Source organism: Enterobacter sp. P82 (assembly GCF_037053385.1).
In the GTDB taxonomy this organism is placed as follows: domain Bacteria; phylum Pseudomonadota; class Gammaproteobacteria; order Enterobacterales; family Enterobacteriaceae; genus Enterobacter.
Genome location: NZ_JBALHX010000008.1, coordinates 36,560 through 55,012, shown reverse-complemented (window position 1 = coordinate 55,012; position 18,453 = coordinate 36,560). Strand labels below are relative to the sequence as shown.

The following is an 18,453-nucleotide window of genomic DNA, read 5'->3' as shown; positions in this document are numbered from 1 at the left end:
CTTGCCATAGACACCATCCCTGTCTTCCCCCACATGATGTGGGGGTTTTTTTTGCCTTCATTCTAATTTGTTAACCGTTTATTCATCCTTTGACTCCTCACGCTTCCGTTATACTAGCGGCATGACATGACAGGAGTGTTTATGAATCAATCCTATGGAAGGCTGGTAAGCCGGGCCGCCATTGCGGCGACCGTCATGGCCTCTAGCCTGCTACTGATCAAAATCTTTGCCTGGTGGTATACCGGCTCGGTCAGTATTCTGGCGGCGCTGGTAGACTCATTGATGGACATTGCAGCCTCACTGACCAACTTGCTGGTGGTGCGTTACTCGCTGCAACCGGCGGATGAAGAGCACACGTTCGGGCACGGCAAAGCGGAATCGCTGGCCGCGCTGGCACAAAGCATGTTCATTTCCGGGTCTGCACTGTTCCTGTTTTTAACCGGCATTCAGCATCTCGTCTCGCCGACCCCGATGAACGAGCCCGGCGTGGGCGTCGTTGTGACAGTCGTTGCACTTATATGCACACTTGTTCTGGTAACGTTCCAGCGCTGGGTCGTTCGCAAAACGCAAAGTCAGGCGGTACGGGCGGATATGCTTCATTATCAATCTGATGTTATGATGAATGGGGCTATTCTTATTGCACTCGGCCTGGCCTGGTATGGCTGGCATCGGGCCGATGCGTTGTTCGCGTTAGGGATTGGTATCTATATTTTATATAGTGCCTTACGGATGGGGTATGAAGCGGTGCAATCACTGCTTGATCGCGCCCTCCCTGACTCAGAACGTAATGAAATTTATACTATTGTGACCTCCTGGCCTGGTGTCAGCGGTGCGCACGATCTTCGAACGCGGCAGTCAGGGCCGACCCGCTTTATTCAGATTCACATTGAAATGGAAGACAACCTGCCACTGGTTCAGGCTCACGTTATTGCTGAGCAGGTCGAGCAGGCGATTTTGCAGCGTTTTCCTGGTTCAGACGTCATTATTCACCAGGATCCCTGCTCGGTTGTACCTGGACATGTTGGGCTTTCGTAATTCGTTGTAAAAAAGTGAGCCAGGCCAGCATTTTGTGTATAAATTACCGCCATTTGGTCTGACCTGAATCAATTCAGCTGGAAGTGATTGATATACTATTTGCAGTATTCGTTGGTCGATAAGTTTCTTCCGGCAACAGATTTCAATTTTGCATTCCTAAGTTCAGAGGTAGTCATGATTAAGAAAATCGGTGTGTTGACAAGCGGCGGTGATGCGCCGGGCATGAACGCGGCAATTCGTGGGGTTGTCCGTGCAGCGCTGACGGAAGGTCTGGAAGTTTTTGGTATCTATGATGGTTACCTGGGTCTGTACGAAGACCGTATGGTTCAGCTCGACCGTTACAGCGTGTCTGACATGATCAACCGTGGCGGTACCTTCCTTGGGTCTGCACGCTTCCCGGAATTCCGTGATGAACACGTTCGTGAAGTGGCTATCGAGAACATGAAGAAACGTGGTCTGGACGCCCTGGTGGTTATCGGTGGTGACGGCTCTTATATGGGTGCAAAACGTCTGACTGAAATGGGCTTCCCGTGCATCGGTCTGCCAGGCACTATCGACAACGACATCAAAGGCACTGACTACACCATCGGTTACTTCACCGCGCTGGGTACCGTTGTGGAAGCGATTGACCGCCTGCGTGACACCTCTTCTTCTCACCAGCGTATCTCCATCGTTGAAGTGATGGGTCGTTACTGTGGTGACCTGACCCTGGCTGCCGCGATTGCGGGTGGTTGTGAGTTCGTGGTTGTGCCGGAAGTGGAATTCAGCCGTGAAGATCTGGTGGCTGAAATCAAAGCGGGTATCGCGAAAGGTAAAAAACACGCGATTGTTGCCATCACCGAGCACATCTGTGATGTTGACGAGCTGGCGAAGTACATCGAAACCGAAACCAAACGTGAAACCCGTGCAACCGTACTGGGACACATCCAGCGTGGCGGTTCCCCTGGACCGTACGACCGTATTCTGGCGTCCCGTATGGGGGCATACGCTATTGAACTGCTGCTGCAGGGTCACGGCGGCCGCTGTGTCGGTATTCAGAACGAGCAGCTGGTGCACCATGACATCATCGACGCCATTGAAAACATGAAACGTCCATTCAAAGGTGACTGGCTGGACTGCGCGAAAAAACTGTACTGATCCCTCAAGCCCTCTCCGTTGCGGAGAGGGCTTTTATTCCTCTACGTTATAGCCAATCTTTTTTTATTCTTTAATCATCGCATCTCTTTCTGGCACGCTGCATTCATCAAAACACTACACACGAGAGCTGGGCGATGAATAAATGGGGCGTGGGTTTAACATTATTGCTGGCATCGACCAGCGTTCTGGCTAAGGACATCCAGTTACTGAACGTGTCATACGACCCGACGCGTGAACTTTACGAGCAGTACAACAAAGCGTTTGCCGCACACTGGAAGCAGCAAACCGGTGACAACGTTGTGGTTCGCCAGTCTCACGGTGGTTCCGGCAAGCAGGCGACGTCTGTGATCAACGGTATTGAAGCCGATGTGGTCACTCTGGCACTGGCCTACGATGTCGACGCCATCGCCGAACGTGGTCGTATAGATAAAAACTGGATCAAACGCCTGCCGGATAACTCCGCGCCTTACACCTCGACCATTGTTTTCCTGGTGCGTAAAGGCAACCCAAAACAAATCCATGACTGGAATGATCTGATTAAACCCGGTGTGTCAGTCATCACGCCTAACCCAAAAAGCTCTGGCGGCGCTCGCTGGAACTACCTGGGGGCGTGGGGTTACGCGCTGCACCACAACAACGGTGAGCAGGCCAAAGCTCAGGAATTCGTGAAAGCGCTGTATAAAAACGTTGAGGTGCTGGACTCCGGCGCGCGTGGCGCAACCAACACTTTCGTCGAGCGAGGTATTGGTGATGTGCTGATCGCATGGGAAAACGAAGCCCTGCTGGCCACCAACGAACTGGGTAAAGACAAATTCGAGATTGTGACCCCAAGCGAATCTATCCTCGCGGAACCAACCGTTTCTGTGGTCGACAAAGTGGTAGAGAAGAAAGAGACCAAAGCAGTGGCGGAAGCCTACCTGAAGTATCTCTACTCGCCAGAAGGTCAGGAAATTGCAGCGAAAAACTTCTATCGCCCACGTGACCCGGCGGTTGCGAAGAAATACGAGAATGTCTTCCCGAAACTGAAGCTCTTCACCATTGATGACGAGTTTGGTGGCTGGACCAAAGCCCAGAAAGATCACTTCTCTAACGGCGGTACCTTCGACCAGATCAGCAAACGCTAAGTATTTCGCAAAGAATGACACGGTGACCCGGTGTGAGAAATCCACCGGGTTTTTTATTTGGTCATCATTTTGCGTTACTCTTTCACTTCAAATGGATACGGGGAACGCGCTGTGAAAAAAATTATCTTATTGATCCTGATTGTCATCGCCCTTGCCGCCGGCGGCTGGTACTGGATGAAAGCGGGTAATCCGGATGCGCTGCGACATATCGTTCTCGACCAGTGTGTGCCGAATCAGATCCAGAACCGTAACCCGGCGCCGTGTGCGCAGGTGAAAACAGATGCAGGTTATGTGGTGTTTAAAGACCGCAATGGACCGCTGCAGTATCTGCTGATGCCAACCTACCGTATCAACGGCACAGAAAGTCCGCTTTTGACCGAGCCTCACACGCCGAACTTTTTCTGGCTGGCGTGGCAGTCACGCAGTTTTATGACCCTGAAGCGGGGAACCGAGGTACCTGACAGCGCCATTTCACTGACGATTAACTCCCCGACAGGCCGTACGCAGAACCATTTTCATATTCATATCTCCTGCCTGCGCCCGGACGTGCGTGAGAAGCTGAACGCGGCTCAGGGAGAAATTAGCACCCAGTGGCTGCCTCTGCCGGGTGGGCTGGAAGGGCATGAGTATCTTGCCCGTCGGGTAACGGAGAATGAGCTGGTGCAGCGCAGTCCGTTTATGATGTTGGCTGAAGAGCTGCCGGAAGCACGCGACCATATGGGACGCTTTGCGCTGGCGATGGCGCAGCAGTCAGATGGCTCTTTTGTTTTACTGGCAACGGAACGTAACCTTCTGACCCTTAATCGCGCGTCGGCTGAGGAATTGCAGGATCATCAATGCGCTATCCTGAAGTGACCCCACCATAAATCGCGTTTACTCCGGCTGCCTGTCACCGTAGACTTGCTGAAAAAATCTACAGGAGACAGGTATGTCGTTCTGGTTAGCTCATCCTCTACTGCTGCCCTCACTGATTGTTGGCGTCACCATCGTGCTGTGGGCGACGTCGCTATTACCGGAATTTATCACCGCACTGTTGTTCTTCACGGCGGCAATGACCGCCAGAATCGCCCCGCCGGAGGTGATCTTCGGCGGTTTTGCCTCGTCGGCGTTCTGGCTGGTGTTTAGCGGTTTTGTGCTCGGCGTGGCGATCCGAAAAACCGGCCTGGCGGACAGGGCCGCGCGGGCGCTGTCGGCAAAGCTCACCGACTCCTGGGTGTTGATGGTGGCGAGCGTGGTGCTGCTGAGCTATGCGCTGGCGTTTGTGATGCCGTCGAATATGGGGCGTATTGCGCTCCTGATGCCTATCGTTGCTGCGATGGCGAAAAGGGCGAGTATCGCAGACGGTGCGCGGGCGTGGTTTGGCCTGGCGCTGGCTGTGGGGTTCGGTACATTCCAGCTCTCGGCAACTATTTTGCCTGCAAACGTCCCTAACCTGGTGATGAGCGGTGCGGCGGAAGGTTCGTACGGCATCCACCTGAGTTACGTCCCGTATCTGCTGCTGCACACCCCCGTACTGGGTATTCTCAAAGGTCTGATTCTGATTGGCCTGATCTGCTGGCTCTTTCCCGGTAATCCAAAACCACCGAAGGATCAGGCACCGTCTGAACCGATGGGGCGGGATGAAAAGCGTCTCGCCTGGCTGCTGGCGGTGGTGCTGGGGATGTGGGTGACGGAGAGCTGGCACGGTGTGGGACCCGCGTGGACGGGGTTGGCGGCCTCGGTCATCGTCATGCTACCGCGCATTGGTTTTATCACCGGAGAAGAGTTTTCTGCGGGGGTGAATATGCGTACCTGTATTTATGTCGCGGGCATTCTTGGTCTGGCGATTGTGGTGACGCAGACCGGGATTGGCGCAGCCGTGGGTGAAGCTTTGCTGCGGATAATGCCGCTGGACGCTGATAACCCCTTCACCAGTTTCCTGGCGCTGACGGGGATCACCACGGCGCTCAACTTCATTATGACTGCCAACGGTGTTCCTGCGCTGTATACCACGCTGGCACAGAGTTTTTCCGACGCGACGGGTTTCCCGCTGCTATCGGTGATCATGATTCAGGTATTGGGTTATTCCACACCGCTGCTGCCGTATCAGGCGTCGCCAATTGTGGTCGCAATGGGGCTCGGGAAGGTGCCTGCAAAGGCGGGGATGGTACTCTGTCTGGCGCTGGCGATAGCGACCTATCTGGTGCTGTTGCCGCTGGATTACTTGTGGTTTAGCGTATTGGGTCGTTTGTAGCGGAGTAGGGCGGGTAGGCGCAAGCGCCACCCGCCACAACAGCATTATGCCTGTTTAGCCGCTTCTGCTGCTTTAACGATCACCGCGAAAGCGTCAGCTTTCAGGGATGCACCGCCAACCAGCGCGCCATCGATGTCTGGCTGGGTGAACAGCTCAGCAGCGTTGGAGGCGTTTACGGAACCGCCGTACTGGATAATCACTTGCTCAGCCACTTTCGCATCAGCTTTAGCAATGTGATCACGGATGAACTTGTGAACTGCCTGAGCCTGCGCAGGGGTTGCTGATTTGCCGGTACCGATCGCCCAGACTGGCTCGTAAGCAATGACCGCGCCTTCGAATGCTGCCGCGCCCTGAGTTTTCAGAACTGCGTCGATCTGGCGAGCACACACTTCTTCCGTTTTGCCGGCTTCGTTTTCAGCTTCGGTTTCACCGATGCACAGAACTGGGGTCAGACCCTGCTCTTTCAGCACAGCGAATTTCTTCGCGATGAACTCGTCGGATTCTTTGTGATAGGTACGACGCTCAGAGTGGCCGATGATGATGTATTTCGCGCCGATATCTTTCAGCATTTCAGCGGAGGTTTCACCGGTGAACGCGCCAGACAGGTTAACGTCAACGTTCTGTGCACCCAGAATGATGTGGCTGCCGTCAGCGGCGTGTTTAGCCAGATCCAGGTACATATCCGGCGGAGCGATAGCAACCGCACAGCCCGTCACACCAGTCAGCTCTTTACGCAGGTTCGCAACCAGTTCGTTTACCATGTGGCGGCTGCCGTTCAGTTTCCAGTTACCCATCACTAAAGGATGTCGCATTTCAATTCTCCACGCTAAATAAGCGAATTAAGGAATATGGCCACCCTGTCGGGCAGCATGGTCTGTGAATCAGTATAGAGATTTTCCCTCGAAAGGCTTTGCTTTTTGTCATTAATTCGCCCCGCCGAGAGTGTCAGATAGTGCCAGCTTAATCGGTTCAACTGCGAAGGTCAGTCCTTTTTCGCCGTTGTCTGCGACAACATAGCGAATCGCACCTTCGGTCTCGGCGTAGTAACGCTTGTTTTTACCGGCGGTGAGGAGTTTTTGTAGCTTTTGCTGGCTTTGCTTTTTCGTCAGTGCCGGGGTAAAGGCCTGCAACACCGCACTCATATACTCAAGCGCCTTCGCCTTCGCAGCTTTCTGCTCAGGCCCCTGAATCGGCAGCCAGGTGATTTGCATGCTTTTGATTTTTAGCGTGCCGCGCTCCAGCGCCGTTGAAGCATACAAGTTTTCGTTAATCTTGCTTGCCGCACGGGTCAGTGCAGGGGTATCGCGAGAGCTATCAATGGCGCGAAATTCATCCAGCGGCAGCGTTGGGTTGGTCTGGTTGAAGGTTTCACGAAACTGGCTGATGGACTGATCAAAAGACGGTGCACCAGCCAGTAGATATGGCGCCGTTGTCGGGGCGGTGGTTTCGGCAGCGTGCAGGGGAAAGCCCGCGCTGAGCAGCGCTAAACACAGGAAAAGAGAACGTGCCGAACTTTTCATCAACATTGCCCCTGGCCGTAAGTGCTCATGATTAAAACGATATCTGGTCGGCTTGTCAAAAGGTCACAACTCCAGGGTAAAATGCGCGCTATACGATAATAAGGAACCTTACATGACCATACAGCAGTGGTTGTTTTCATTCAAAGGGCGTATTGGACGCCGTGATTTCTGGATCTGGATGGTGACGTGGGTCGTCGCCATGCTGGTTCTGTTTTTTGTTGCTTACAACGCATGGCTGAGTACGCAAACGGCGGCATTTGCGCTGGTCTGTCTGCTATGGCCAACAGCGGCCGTGGTGGTAAAACGTTTGCACGATCGCGGGCGTTCCGGGGCGTGGGCATTTCTGATTATTCTGGCGTGGATGCTGGTGGCAGGGAACTGGGCGATGCTTCCGTCCATTCTTCCCTGGGTCGTCGGCAGGCTGCTGCCGTCAGTCATCTTCGTGATGATGATTGTCGATCTGGGTGCGTTTATTGGCACCCAGAGCGAAAACAAATACGGTAAAGACACCCTTGAGGTGAAATTCCGCTGATCACCAATAGTGTTCGGCGGTCATATGGCCCGGCCGGCGGCGAAGATGTTTCGTCATCTGCCGGGTATCTTTCAGAAGTTGTTGCGTGTCACGAACCATCTGCGGGTTACCACACAGCATGACATGGCTGGTTTCCGCCGTCATCGGCAAACCCACTGCCTTTTCCAGAACTCCACTTTCAATTAATGCCGGCACACGGCCCGTCAGCGCACCTTCTGCCGTTTCACGACTGACCACCGTTTGAATTTTGAGCTTACCGCCATACTTCTGTTCCAGATCGCGCATTTGCGGCAAATAGCTTAAGTCTGCAGCGTAGCGCGCGGCATGAACCAACACGATGTTTTTAAAGCGTTCAAGGTCTTTGCCATATTGCAAAATGGAGAGATAAGGACCGATGGCCGTACCGGTTGCCAGCATCCATAGCGTGTCACAGTCAGGAATTTCGTCGAGCACAAAGAAGCCGGCAGCATCACTCACAATTTGCACATCATCACCGGGCTTAAGAGCGGCGAGGCGCGGGCTGAGTTTGCCGTCCGGAACGGTAACCAGATAGAACTCGAGATCCGGGTTATCTGGCGCGTTAACGTAAGAGTAGGCGCGCTGTACGCGTTCACCGTCGACATCCAGCCCCAGCTTCGCAAATTGCCCGGCCGTAAACGGGTGAACGGGAGCATGCAGGGTGAGACTAAATAGCGTATCGGTCCAGAACTGTATCTTTGTGACTTTACCTGTTACCCAGTCCGCCATGATCTTCTCCTGTGCTGTTTCTCTGGTCTATCTTCCTGTCTTGTCGTGAAGATTTCCAGCCCATTTGGGCCGGAAAGCTCTATCGATCAAACGGTTTTACAGAATGTGCGTCTGTACGTCCGGGTCTTTACGGTCGAGATAGTGGATAGACTGAATGCGACGAATGGTGCGTGATTTACCGCGGATCAGCAGCGTTTCAGTGGTTGCCATGTTGCCCTTACGGGTAATGCCGTCCAGCAGATCGCCTTTCGTGATGCCGGTTGCCGAGAAGATAACATTATCGCTGCGGGCCATTTCGTCCAGAGCGAGAACTTTATGAGCTTCGATGCCCATTGCTTCGCAGCGTGCCAGCTCCTCTTCGCCAATCCGACGGTTCTCTTCGCTATCGCCTTTGACATCATGACGTGGGAGCAGGCGCGCCTGCATGTCGCCGTCCAGGGCGCGGATCACTGCTGCTGATACGACTCCTTCCGGTGCGCCACCGATGCCATAAAGCACATCGACTTCGCTGTCCGGCATACAGGTCAGAATCGAGGCGGCAACGTCGCCATCCGGAATGGCAAACACGCGCACACCGAGTTTTTGCATCTGCGCAATCGTGGCATCGTGGCGCGGTTTCGCCAGAATGGTGACGGTCAGCTCGCTGAGCGGTTTACTCAATGCTTTGGCGATATTATGCAGGTTCTCTTCCAGCGGCAGACTGAGGTCGATTGCGCCTTTGGCACCCGGGCCGACAATCAGCTTTTCCATGTACATATCTGGCGCGTTGAGGAAGCAGCCTTTATCGCCCACTGCCAGCACCGCAAGGGCGTTGGCCTGACCCATCGCCGTCATGCGTGTGCCTTCGATCGGATCGACGGCGATATCCACCGCATCGCCTTTGCCGGTGCCGACTTTCTCACCAATATAGAGCATTGGTGCTTCGTCGATCTCGCCTTCGCCGATCACGATGGTGCCGTCGATGTTGACCTGGTTAAGGACGATGCGCATGGCATGGACAGCCGCACCGTCTGCGGTATTTTTGTCGCCACGACCCAGCCATTTATAGCCTGCGAGGGCGGCCGCTTCGGTGACGCGGGAAAACTCGATAGCAAGTTCACGTTTCATGAGGTACTCGTGCAATCAAAAGGAATTGCACGAAGTTTATCACAGAGTGGGGAGACGAGTTCCCTCTCCCCTTTGGGGAGAGGGGTAGGGTGAGGGGAATTACTCTTCGTGATCTTCCCATGCCAGGGCGCGTTTCACCGCTTTTTTCCAGCCGTTGTAGCGGAAGTTACGTTCGGTGGTTTCAATACCTGGGCGGAATTCGCGTTCGATCACCGCTTTCTCCTGCAGCTCGTCCAGGTTCTGCCAGAAACCTACTGCCAGACCGGCGAGGTATGCTGCACCCAGCGCCGTGACTTCACGCACTTCAGGGCGTTCAACGCGAGTACCCAGAATGTCCGACTGGAACTGCATCAGGAAGTTGTTCGCGACCGCACCACCGTCCACGCGCAGGGCGTGCAGACGAATGCCGGAGTCAGCCTGCATCGCTTCCAGCACGTCGCGCGTCTGGTAGGCGATGGATTCCAGGGTGGCGCGAATAATGTGGTTAGAGTTCACACCACGCGTCAGACCGAAAATTGCGCCGCGTGCATACGGGTCCCAGTACGGTGCGCCCAGACCGGTGAATGCAGGTACCACGTACACGCCGTTGGTGTCTTTCACTTTGGTCGCGAAGTACTCGGAGTCAAACGCATCGCTGATCAGTTTCATCTCATCACGCAGCCACTGAATAGACGCTCCCGCCATGAACACTGCACCTTCCAGCGCGTAGTTCACTTCGCCGCGTGGGCCGCAGGCAATGGTGGTCAGCAGGCCGTTTTCTGATTTCACCGCTTTCTCGCCGGTGTTCATCAGCATAAAGCAGCCAGTGCCATAGGTGTTCTTCGCCATCCCCTCCTTGACGCACAGCTGGCCGAACAGCGCCGCCTGCTGGTCACCCGCGATACCGGCGATAGGAATACGGGTGCCACCTTTACCGCCGATGTTGGTCTGGCCATATACCTCAGAAGACTTGCGTACTTCAGGCAGCATCGCGCGTGGGATATCCAGCGCGTCCAGCATCTTGTCATCCCACTCCAGGGTGTTGATGTTGAACAGCATGGTACGTGAGGCGTTGGTATAGTCGGTGACGTGGACGCGTCCCTGGGTCATCTTCCAGATAAGCCAGGTATCAACCGTACCGAACAGCAGCTCACCACGCTTTGCACGCTCGCGTGAACCTTCCACATGGTCGAGGATCCACTTCACCTTGGTACCGGAGAAATACGGGTCAACAACCAGACCGGTGGCGCTGCGCACATACTCTTCCATGCCATCGCGCTTCAGCTGTTCACAGATTTCAGATGTGCGGCGGCACTGCCAGACGATGGCGTTGTAAATAGGTTTACCAGTTTCGCGCTCCCAGACAATCGTCGTTTCACGCTGGTTAGTAATACCAATCGCGGCAATCTCGTCGGAACTGATATCGGCTTTCGCCAGCACTTCGACTAGCGTGGAGCTTTGTGATGCCCAGATCTCCATCGGGTCGTGCTCTACCCAGCCTGGACGAGGATAAATTTGCTCAAATTCGCGCTGTGACACGCTGACGATGTTCGCGTCATGATCCATTACGACAGCGCGGGAGCTGGTAGTGCCCTGGTCGAGCGCAACGATATATTTTTTTTCGGTCATGGTATGTGTCCCGTAGTCAGATTACAGCGAAGCTTTTTGTTGTGCGGTAGAAGTCGTTTCCTTCTCCTCTTCCACACAGGTGTCGCACGGTAAGTGGCGACCAATTAATTTGCGGTAGCTAAATGCACCCAGCGCAGCCCCGACAACCGGCGCAAACAGCGGAACCAGGAAGTAAGGAATGTCTTTGCCACCGGTGAAGGCGACGTCGCCCCAGCCTGCGATAAAGGCGAACGCTTTTGGTCCGATATCACGTGCCGGGTTCATCGCAAACCCAGTCAGCGGGCCCATTGATGCGCCAATCACCGCAATCAGCAGGCCAATCAGCAGGGGTGCCAGCGGGCCGCGCGGAATGCCGTTTCCGTCGTCAGTCAGCGCCAGGATAACGCCCATCAGGATAGCGGTAATCACCATTTCAACTGCGAACGCCTGCACAAAATTGATATGCGGGTTAGGGTAGGTTGAGAAGATGCCTGCCAGGTCCAGACTTTCGACACTGCCGCGCACCATATGATGCGTCTGTTCGAAGTCGATGAAAAGATTGTAATAAAGCCCGTAAACTAACGCCGCTGCGCAAAACGCGCCGGCAAACTGAGAAAGAATGAAAGGAACAACTTTGCGTCCTTCGAAGCACGCGAACAGCCACAGTGCGATAGTCACCGCCGGGTTAAGATGTGCACCAGAAACACCTGCAGTCAGGTAGATGGCCATCGCCACGCCCAGACCCCAGATAATACTGATTTCCCACTGACCAAAACTGGCACCCGCCACTTTCAGTGCAGCGACACAGCCCACTCCGAAGAATATCAACAACCCGGTACCAAGGAACTCGGCAATGCACTGGCCTTTTAAGGTTGATGTCTGACTCATAATCGGAATCCTGAAGAAATTGATGTTTATTGTTAGCATGGCCGCCCGTGACAGCCACGATGCCCTGTAGACATAGTGTTAATTTATCGTTAACGAGCAAAAACGAGAAATATCGAAATCAAAATGTGTGGTCTTCGTCATAAAATGAGCGTTTTCGCGCCATAAAGCACATTTTTGCATCAGTGGCGGAATGTGAGCTGAATCATTTCATTAACGAATGAGTTAACAATTTAGGGTGATATGACGCGAACGCACCAGGACCAGACCTAAAAGTGTTGCAAACCGCGATCTGCGCGGTGTGTCGCTGGACACAGAGCGCCGTGCTCCATACAATCGACGGTATATGTCGTGCGCGTTTACGTTAAAGCGTCGCCTTGCAATTCAGGAGAGGTAGCATCATGTCTTTAGAAGTGTTTGAGAAACTGGAATCGAAAGTACAGCAGGCGATTGACACCATCACCCTGCTGCAGATGGAAATTGAAGAGCTGAAAGAGAAGAACAACAGCCTGGCGCAGGAAGTTCAGAACGCTCAGCACGGCCGCGAAGAACTGGAGCGCGAAAACAACCAACTGCGCGAACAGCAGAACGGTTGGCAGGATCGCCTGCAGGCGCTGCTGGGACGTATGGAAGAAGTCTGATTCCCATTGGAATGAACTGAACAGGCCGGGTAAGGCGAAGCCGCCACCCGGCTTTTTTTATGCCAGTTATAAAAAAGGCCGCCAGAGGCGGCCTTAACGCTTCTGTTGGCGGTTTTTTTTTGGTTCACAATTACGGTTTTACTACTCGATATCCAGCGGATCTTCGGAAAGGATAATGCCGGTATTATCGGCGTAGAGATGGTCCCCGGAGAAGAAGGTCACGCCGCCGAAGTTAACGCGCACATCGCTTTCACCAATGCCTTCACCCGCTGCACCGACCGGAATGGCGGCAATGGCCTGAATACCAATATCCAGATCTTCAAGATCGTCTACCTGGCGCACGGAACCGTAAACCACAATCCCTTCCCACTCGTTTTGCACGGCAAGGCGAGCCAGTTCAGCATCAATAAGTGCGCGACGTACGGAACCCCCGCCGTCAACTAACAGAACGCGACCACGGCCATTCTGTTCGAGCAGATCGTACAGCAACCCGTTGTCCTCGAAACATTTCACCGTGACGATTTGTCCGCCAAACGACGACCGCCCACCAAAGTTGGAGAACAGCGGTTCAACGACGTTGACATCTTCCTGGTAGATGTCACAAAGCTCGGAGGTATCGTATTTCATAGGTTTAACGCTCAGTTGCTGCGAATGTGTTCAGTATATCGTGCGAAATGCGTTGTTGGCAAAATCATCAATTGTTAATTGATATTTGTCAGCTAACGAAGTGTCTGGCTTAAGACAATCCCGATGACGAACAACAGGTTAGTCAGGAGTGCGCCTTTTACCGTGCGTTCCAGCATCGGTGGCATGGCTGCAGGGCTCAATTCGCGCATGACAAATCGCGCCTGCTTAATCAGCAGGGGTGCGGCAAGTACAAACAGCCAGCCCCATACGCTGTGCAGCCAGATCAGGTTAAACAGTGCCAGGCAGACCAGCGCACCCATCAGCAGGCAGGCGTGGTAGCGGCGCGCGTTAACCGGACCCAGACGTACCGCCAGCGTGTTCTTACCATTCTCACGATCGCTGTCGATATCGCGCAGGTTGTTGATGTTGAGCACTGCCGTCGCCAGCAGTCCGCAGGCGGTTGCAGGCAGGAACAGCGCAGGGATAAGGGTATGCGCCTGTAAGTACCAGCTTCCCATCACGCTCAACCAACCGAAGAACACCAGCACGGAAATATCACCCAGACCAATATAACCATAAGGACGCGTGCCTACGGTGTAGGTGATGGCCGCGACAATGGCCAATAAACCTAACACCAGGAAGCCAATAAAATCGCTGGTGGTTTTAGACGCCACCGTCACCAGTGCCAGACCCGATAAACAAATCAGCACCACGGTGATAATCAATGCGCGTTTCATCTGCGCCTGAGTAATCACCCCTTTCTGCATCCCGCGCAGTGGCCCGATACGGTCAGATTTATCGCTGCCTTTTACCGCATCACCGTAATCGTTGGCGAGATTGGAGAGAATTTGCAGCAGGCCGGCGGTAATCAATGCCAGTGCCGCGACCAGCGGGTCAAAATAACCTTGCCACCAGGCAAGAGCCGTACCGACGACAATCGCAGCAAAGGCCAGAGGAAGTGTTTTAGGGCGCAGACTTTCGAGCCACGCCTGAGTACGGCTGATATCAGTCATAGTTATTTAGCCAATAAAAATGGGGGCATTAGCCCCCATTAAACGTGATGAGAATCCAGTAACCGCGATTATAGGATAAAACGGCTCAGATCTTCATCTGCCACTAACGCATCCAGATGTTTACTCACATATTCTGCGTCAATGGTGATGGTTTGACCGTTAAGGTCGCTCGCATCATAAGAGATATCTTCCACCAGGCGTTCCAGCACGGTATGGAGACGACGCGCACCGATGTTCTCGGTGGTTTCGTTCACCTGCCATGCGGCCTGAGCGATACGTTTGATACCGTCTTCGGTGAACTCGAGGTTCACACCTTCGGTCGCCATCAGCGCTTTGTACTGTACGGTAGCAGAGGCATTTGGCTCGGTCAGGATACGTTCGAAATCTTCAGTGGTCAGCGCCTGCAACTCAACGCGGATGGGCAGACGACCCTGCAATTCCGGGATCAGGTCAGACGGGCTGGCAACCTGGAATGCACCGGATGCGATAAACAGAATGTGGTCTGTTTTTACCATGCCGTGCTTAGTGGAAACGGTGCAGCCTTCAACCAGCGGCAGCAGGTCGCGCTGAACGCCTTCACGGGACACATCCGGGCCGGAGCTGTTGCCGCCACGTTTACAGATTTTATCGATTTCGTCGATAAACACGATACCGTGCTGCTCAACCGCGTCGATAGCATCCTGTTTCAGCTCTTCCGGGTTCACCAGTTTTGCCGCTTCTTCTTCGATAAGCAGCTTCATCGCGTCCTTGATTTTCAGCTTACGCGCTTTCTGCTTCTGGCCGCCCAGGTTCTGGAACATGGACTGCAGCTGGCTGGTCATTTCTTCCATGCCTGGAGGCGCCATGATTTCCACGCCCATCGGTGCGGCCGCGAGATCGATCTCAATCTCTTTATCATCCAGCTGGCCTTCACGCAGTTTTTTGCGGAACGCCTGACGTGCGGCTGAAGGTTCAGACTGTTGTTCAGCCTGGCCCCAGTTGTTTTTTGCCGGTGGGATCAACACGTCGAGAATGCGCTCTTCGGCCATCTCTTCTGCGCGGTAACGGTTTTTCTCAATCGCCTGAACGCGCACCATTTTGATAGCAGAATCGGTCAGATCGCGGATGATAGAATCCACTTCTTTACCGACATAACCCACTTCGGTGAACTTAGTGGCTTCAACTTTGATGAACGGCGCGTTAGCCAGCTTCGCCAGACGACGGGCGATCTCGGTTTTACCGACACCGGTCGGGCCGATCATCAGAATGTTTTTTGGTGTCACTTCGTGGCGCAGCTCTTCATCAAGCTGCATGCGGCGCCAGCGGTTACGCAGGGCGATCGCCACGGAACGCTTGGCGTTATCCTGGCCGATAATATGTTTGTTCAGTTCGCTAACAATTTCGCGTGGGGTCATTTCAGACATGGGAGATCCTTACGCTTTAGACGGTAATTCTTCGATGGTGTGGTTGTGGTTGGTATAAATGCAGATATCACCTGCAATATCCAACGCCTTCACCGCGATATCTCGCGCGTTCATGTCGGTATTTTCCAACAGCGCGCGGGCTGCAGCCTGGGCATAAGGGCCGCCAGAGCCGATGGCAATCAGGTCGTTTTCCGGCTGAATGACGTCACCGTTACCGGTGATAATCAGCGATGCGGTTTCGTCGGCCACGGCCAGCAGTGCTTCGAGCTTGCGCAGCATGCGGTCGGTACGCCAGTCTTTCGCCAGCTCAACAGCGGCTTTCACCAGATGACCCTGGTGCATTTCCAGTTTGCGTTCAAACAGTTCAAACAGCGTGAAGGCATCAGCGGTGCCGCCAGCAAAACCGGCGATCACTTTGTCGTTATAGAGACGACGTACTTTCTTCACGTTGCCTTTCATGACGGTATTACCCAGCGTGGCCTGGCCATCACCGGCGATTACCACATGGCCGTTACGGCGTACACTTACTATTGTTGTCACGAGCAGACCCCCTGGTTACAGAATCGGGAAACAGAAGCCCTGAGCCTGTGCTCAGGGCTGAATAGAATGATAGATGGGGGGGAAATTGGGGGTTTCAACCCCCGGATGCGAGTCGAATACAGTTTGTGTGACCGGCGACTTTCAAACGTGAAATGGTGCCATCAGCATTTTCTTTGCCTTTAACCGGGCCAATCACTACGCGATTCCAGCCATTGTTGGTGGTAATACGTGAATCAAACCCTTCAAAGGCCAGCTGCGCGCGCACCGTTTCCGCCTGCTCTGCACCTTTAAACGAACCGCACTGAACCATCCAGCGGCGCTCATCTTTCTTCTCCGCTGTCTGCTTCGGTGCATCGGTCTCTTTAGTGATCGGCGCTGCCTGCTGCGTTTTCGGCTGCTGAGCGGTGGTATGCGCTGGCGTCTGCAAGAGATCCTGATATGGCTGAGCCGTCTGCTTCTGTGGCTGAGCCTTCGGCTGTTGCTGAACCGGCTGGGACTGCACCGTACGCGTCTGCTGCTGGTAAGGTTGTTCCGTTACCCGCGGCTGTGCTTTCGGCTGCTGTACCGGCTGGGTTTGCGCCCACTGTTGTTGCTGTTGCTGCTGCTGAATTTGCTGTTGCGCCTGACGTCGCTGTAACGTTTGCTGACGCTGTGCCGGAGTCTGTTCATTCCACGGGACTTCATTCAACTGCGTGGGTTGCTGGCGCATATCAGCCTGCATTTGTGCCAACAACTGACGCTGTTCATCCGTCAACTGATTGGCATTCTGCACTTCTCCGCCTGCGGAAGGCTCGGTTGGCGCACGTACGCCAGGCTGACGGCTTTCCAGCTCTTTGATATAGCGCCAGCGTTCTTCAGGCTTCGGAGGAAGACCATTTCCGGCCACTTTGCTGGCCTGAAGCGCCTCAGACTCTTCTTTTTTATGGTGCGTAATAAAGTACAGTCCACCAATAAAGGCGACGACTACAGCCGCAGCAATAGCGACCATTGCTGGCGAGACAGCAGGCAGGTTACTCTGCTTTTTCCTTGAGCTACTCTTTTTGCGTCGCGAAGGTGCCGGCTGGCCGCGACGTACATAATCTCGTTGTGCCACTATCGTTTCGCTGTATTTATTCGTTCGTCAGTCCGCCATGTTACTTAAGCGGCGGGGCTTTGACCAGATAAGGGTGTCCGAAAGACGTTTACTTTAAGTCAATGCCTGGGTAGTGCCGCGAACAATCAGTTCGCAGTCCAGCAAACGCGAGCCGCTGCTAACTGTTTGACCGTGAAGCTGATCCAGCAGAAGAAGCATCGCTTCGCGGCCAATTTGATAGCGCGGCTGAGCGACCGTTGAGAGCGGCGGATCGCAAAATTCCGAAAGCGAAATATTATCGAATCCGATGATCGATAAATCTTTCGGTATCCGCAGGCCACGACGTTTGGCATACGACAATGCGCCCAACGCCATTACGTCACTGTGACAGAATACGGCGGTGGGTGGCTCAGGCAGGTCCAGAAGTTTTTCCAGCGCCTGTCCACCCGCAGCGAAGGTGAAGTCACCACGAGCAATATAGTGCGGATCGACAGTGACGCCAGTACGGCGCAGCGCCTGAACGTAACCCTGCAGACGGTAGTGGCACAGCGGCATCTCTTCCGGCCCGGCAATGCAGCCAATACGTTTATGACCCAATTCCTGGAGATAGTTGACGGCGTTGAATGCGGCGGTGAGGTTATCGATATGGACCGTCGGCAGCTCCAGCTCTGGCGCAAACTCGTTGGCCATGACCATCGGCGGTAAATTACGCTGCTCTTCAATGCTGGCATCAAACGGCAGGCGAGAGCCAAGCAGCAACATACCGTCGATCTGCTTGGTGATAATGAGGTCGATAAAGGTTTTTTCCTGCTGGTTCTGGTGCGCGCAGTCGCCAATTAGCACCAGATAACCCTGCTCAGCCGCGGTCACTTCAATACCGCGGATAATCTCGCTGAAAAAGGGATCGCAGATGTCCGGCACAATCACCAGGATGGTGCGCGACTCATTGCGTTTGACGTTACGGCCCATCGCCTGTGGAAAATAGCCCACTTCCAGCGCAGCCTGCTCAACCCGGTTACGGGTCGCCTGGGAGACTTTATCCGGATTCATTAATGCGCGGGATACCGTTGCCGTAGAGACCTGTGCTTTCTGGGCAACGTCTTTCATGGTCGCCGGTGCAACCTCTTTGCTGGACTTCAACGTCTTCTCCTCGCCTGAACACCGAACTTCTGACATCACCATTTTTACAGATAGTTAATGGAATCGGTTACAGAATTTTCATAAAAAGTGTGAGGAACGTTAAATTTTTC

The 18,453-nt window shown here is 54.0% G+C and carries 19 protein-coding genes; 7 read left to right on the top strand and 12 right to left on the bottom strand.

From position 1 onward, the window contains the following. Positions 1 to 141 precede the first annotated feature (141 nt). From fieF to WB237_RS21560, 5 genes are all read left to right on the top strand, one after another. Entirely contained in the window at positions 142 to 1,035 is an 894-nt protein-coding gene (gene fieF, locus WB237_RS21580) for a CDF family cation-efflux transporter FieF (RefSeq protein ID WP_336216287.1), read from the top strand. A gap of 174 nt (positions 1,036 to 1,209) precedes the next feature. Further along, on the top strand, positions 1,210 to 2,172 hold the full coding sequence (pfkA, locus tag WB237_RS21575) for a 6-phosphofructokinase (protein ID WP_028018123.1): 963 nt from the start codon (positions 1,210 to 1,212) through the stop codon (positions 2,170 to 2,172). A 134-nt stretch (positions 2,173 to 2,306) separates the two neighbouring features. Beyond that, a complete protein-coding gene (locus WB237_RS21570; protein WP_336216284.1) occupies positions 2,307 to 3,296 on the top strand; it encodes a sulfate ABC transporter substrate-binding protein in 990 nt (329 codons plus the stop codon). A gap of 111 nt (positions 3,297 to 3,407) precedes the next feature. Further along, positions 3,408 to 4,151 (top strand): CDP-diacylglycerol diphosphatase, encoded by a 744-nt coding sequence (locus WB237_RS21565; protein ID WP_129994717.1) that lies wholly within the window; start codon positions 3,408 to 3,410, stop codon positions 4,149 to 4,151. A 73-nt stretch (positions 4,152 to 4,224) separates the two neighbouring features. Next, positions 4,225 to 5,529, top strand: coding sequence for an SLC13 family permease (locus WB237_RS21560; protein WP_336216282.1), 1,305 nt, complete (start codon positions 4,225 to 4,227; stop codon positions 5,527 to 5,529). A gap of 44 nt (positions 5,530 to 5,573) precedes the next feature. Here the strand turns inward: WB237_RS21560 and tpiA are convergent, their stop codons facing one another. Then, complete coding sequence (tpiA, locus tag WB237_RS21555) at positions 5,574 to 6,341, bottom strand: triose-phosphate isomerase (RefSeq protein ID WP_336216279.1); 768 nt, start codon at positions 6,339 to 6,341, stop codon at positions 5,574 to 5,576. Positions 6,342 to 6,452: 111 nt separating this feature from the next. Beyond that, the gene (locus WB237_RS21550; RefSeq protein ID WP_336216275.1) at positions 6,453 to 7,049 is read right to left on the bottom strand and encodes a DUF1454 family protein; all 597 of its coding nucleotides are present in this window, start codon (positions 7,047 to 7,049) and stop codon (positions 6,453 to 6,455) included. 112 nt (positions 7,050 to 7,161) lie between these two features. On the opposite strand from WB237_RS21550, the gene WB237_RS21545 reads away from it, so the two are divergent. Continuing rightward, positions 7,162 to 7,581 carry a DUF805 domain-containing protein gene (locus WB237_RS21545; protein WP_114980020.1) on the top strand — a complete coding sequence of 140 codons (420 nt, stop codon included), beginning with the start codon at positions 7,162 to 7,164 and terminating at the stop codon, positions 7,579 to 7,581. On the opposite strand, the gene fpr is transcribed toward WB237_RS21545, so the two are convergent. From fpr to WB237_RS21525, 4 genes are all read right to left on the bottom strand, one after another. Then, positions 7,582 to 8,328: a ferredoxin--NADP(+) reductase gene (fpr, locus tag WB237_RS21540; protein WP_028018117.1), complete on the bottom strand. Its 747-nt coding sequence runs from the start codon at positions 8,326 to 8,328 to the stop codon at positions 7,582 to 7,584. It abuts the gene before it with no gap. A 96-nt stretch (positions 8,329 to 8,424) separates the two neighbouring features. After that, positions 8,425 to 9,435, bottom strand: a complete 1,011-nt coding sequence (gene glpX, locus WB237_RS21535) for a class II fructose-bisphosphatase (RefSeq protein WP_336216268.1) — start codon at positions 9,433 to 9,435, stop codon at positions 8,425 to 8,427. A 99-nt stretch (positions 9,436 to 9,534) separates the two neighbouring features. After that, a complete protein-coding gene (gene glpK, locus WB237_RS21530; protein ID WP_336216263.1) occupies positions 9,535 to 11,043 on the bottom strand; it encodes a glycerol kinase GlpK in 1,509 nt (502 codons plus the stop codon). A gap of 21 nt (positions 11,044 to 11,064) precedes the next feature. Further along, the gene (locus WB237_RS21525) at positions 11,065 to 11,910 is read right to left on the bottom strand and encodes an MIP/aquaporin family protein (protein ID WP_028018114.1); all 846 of its coding nucleotides are present in this window, start codon (positions 11,908 to 11,910) and stop codon (positions 11,065 to 11,067) included. Between the two features lie 398 nt (positions 11,911 to 12,308). On the opposite strand from WB237_RS21525, the gene zapB reads away from it, so the two are divergent. Further along, positions 12,309 to 12,548: a septal ring assembly protein ZapB gene (zapB, locus tag WB237_RS21520; protein WP_010436935.1), complete on the top strand. Its 240-nt coding sequence runs from the start codon at positions 12,309 to 12,311 to the stop codon at positions 12,546 to 12,548. A 141-nt stretch (positions 12,549 to 12,689) separates the two neighbouring features. Here zapB and rraA read toward each other — a convergent pair whose 3' ends face one another. From rraA to cytR, 6 genes are all read right to left on the bottom strand, one after another. After that, a complete protein-coding gene (gene rraA / locus WB237_RS21515; RefSeq protein WP_014172197.1) occupies positions 12,690 to 13,175 on the bottom strand; it encodes a ribonuclease E activity regulator RraA in 486 nt (161 codons plus the stop codon). A gap of 92 nt (positions 13,176 to 13,267) precedes the next feature. Next, on the bottom strand, positions 13,268 to 14,194 hold the full coding sequence (gene menA, locus WB237_RS21510) for a 1,4-dihydroxy-2-naphthoate polyprenyltransferase (protein ID WP_336216346.1): 927 nt from the start codon (positions 14,192 to 14,194) through the stop codon (positions 13,268 to 13,270). 62 nt (positions 14,195 to 14,256) lie between these two features. Continuing rightward, positions 14,257 to 15,591 (bottom strand): HslU--HslV peptidase ATPase subunit, encoded by a 1,335-nt coding sequence (gene hslU / locus WB237_RS21505; RefSeq protein ID WP_116343777.1) that lies wholly within the window; start codon positions 15,589 to 15,591, stop codon positions 14,257 to 14,259. 9 nt (positions 15,592 to 15,600) lie between these two features. Further along, complete coding sequence (gene hslV / locus WB237_RS21500; protein ID WP_014172194.1) at positions 15,601 to 16,131, bottom strand: ATP-dependent protease subunit HslV; 531 nt, start codon at positions 16,129 to 16,131, stop codon at positions 15,601 to 15,603. A 94-nt stretch (positions 16,132 to 16,225) separates the two neighbouring features. Beyond that, entirely contained in the window at positions 16,226 to 17,224 is a 999-nt protein-coding gene (gene ftsN, locus WB237_RS21495) for a cell division protein FtsN (protein WP_336216246.1), read from the bottom strand. A gap of 93 nt (positions 17,225 to 17,317) precedes the next feature. After that, positions 17,318 to 18,343, bottom strand: a complete 1,026-nt coding sequence (gene cytR / locus WB237_RS21490; RefSeq protein WP_049004903.1) for a DNA-binding transcriptional regulator CytR — start codon at positions 18,341 to 18,343, stop codon at positions 17,318 to 17,320. Between the last annotated feature and the right edge of the window lie 110 nt (positions 18,344 to 18,453).

What these genes read in the sequence shown, in the direction of transcription:
- tpiA (WP_336216279.1), bottom strand. Translation starts at nt 6,341, where the DNA reads ATGCGACATCCTTTAGTGATGGGTAACTGGAAACTGAACGGCAGCCGC.
- WB237_RS21570 (WP_336216284.1), top strand. Translation starts at nt 2,307, where the DNA reads ATGAATAAATGGGGCGTGGGTTTAACATTATTGCTGGCATCGACCAGC.
- glpK (WP_336216263.1), bottom strand. Translation starts at nt 11,043, where the DNA reads ATGACCGAAAAAAAATATATCGTTGCGCTCGACCAGGGCACTACCAGC.
- hslU (WP_116343777.1), bottom strand. Translation starts at nt 15,591, where the DNA reads ATGTCTGAAATGACCCCACGCGAAATTGTTAGCGAACTGAACAAACAT.
- pfkA (WP_028018123.1), top strand. Translation starts at nt 1,210, where the DNA reads ATGATTAAGAAAATCGGTGTGTTGACAAGCGGCGGTGATGCGCCGGGC.
- glpX (WP_336216268.1), bottom strand. Translation starts at nt 9,435, where the DNA reads ATGAAACGTGAACTTGCTATCGAGTTTTCCCGCGTCACCGAAGCGGCC.
- fieF (WP_336216287.1), top strand. Translation starts at nt 142, where the DNA reads ATGAATCAATCCTATGGAAGGCTGGTAAGCCGGGCCGCCATTGCGGCG.
- WB237_RS21550 (WP_336216275.1), bottom strand. Translation starts at nt 7,049, where the DNA reads ATGAAAAGTTCGGCACGTTCTCTTTTCCTGTGTTTAGCGCTGCTCAGC.
- WB237_RS21525 (WP_028018114.1), bottom strand. Translation starts at nt 11,910, where the DNA reads ATGAGTCAGACATCAACCTTAAAAGGCCAGTGCATTGCCGAGTTCCTT.
- WB237_RS21560 (WP_336216282.1), top strand. Translation starts at nt 4,225, where the DNA reads ATGTCGTTCTGGTTAGCTCATCCTCTACTGCTGCCCTCACTGATTGTT.
- fpr (WP_028018117.1), bottom strand. Translation starts at nt 8,328, where the DNA reads ATGGCGGACTGGGTAACAGGTAAAGTCACAAAGATACAGTTCTGGACC.
- rraA (WP_014172197.1), bottom strand. Translation starts at nt 13,175, where the DNA reads ATGAAATACGATACCTCCGAGCTTTGTGACATCTACCAGGAAGATGTC.
- zapB (WP_010436935.1), top strand. Translation starts at nt 12,309, where the DNA reads ATGTCTTTAGAAGTGTTTGAGAAACTGGAATCGAAAGTACAGCAGGCG.
- WB237_RS21545 (WP_114980020.1), top strand. Translation starts at nt 7,162, where the DNA reads ATGACCATACAGCAGTGGTTGTTTTCATTCAAAGGGCGTATTGGACGC.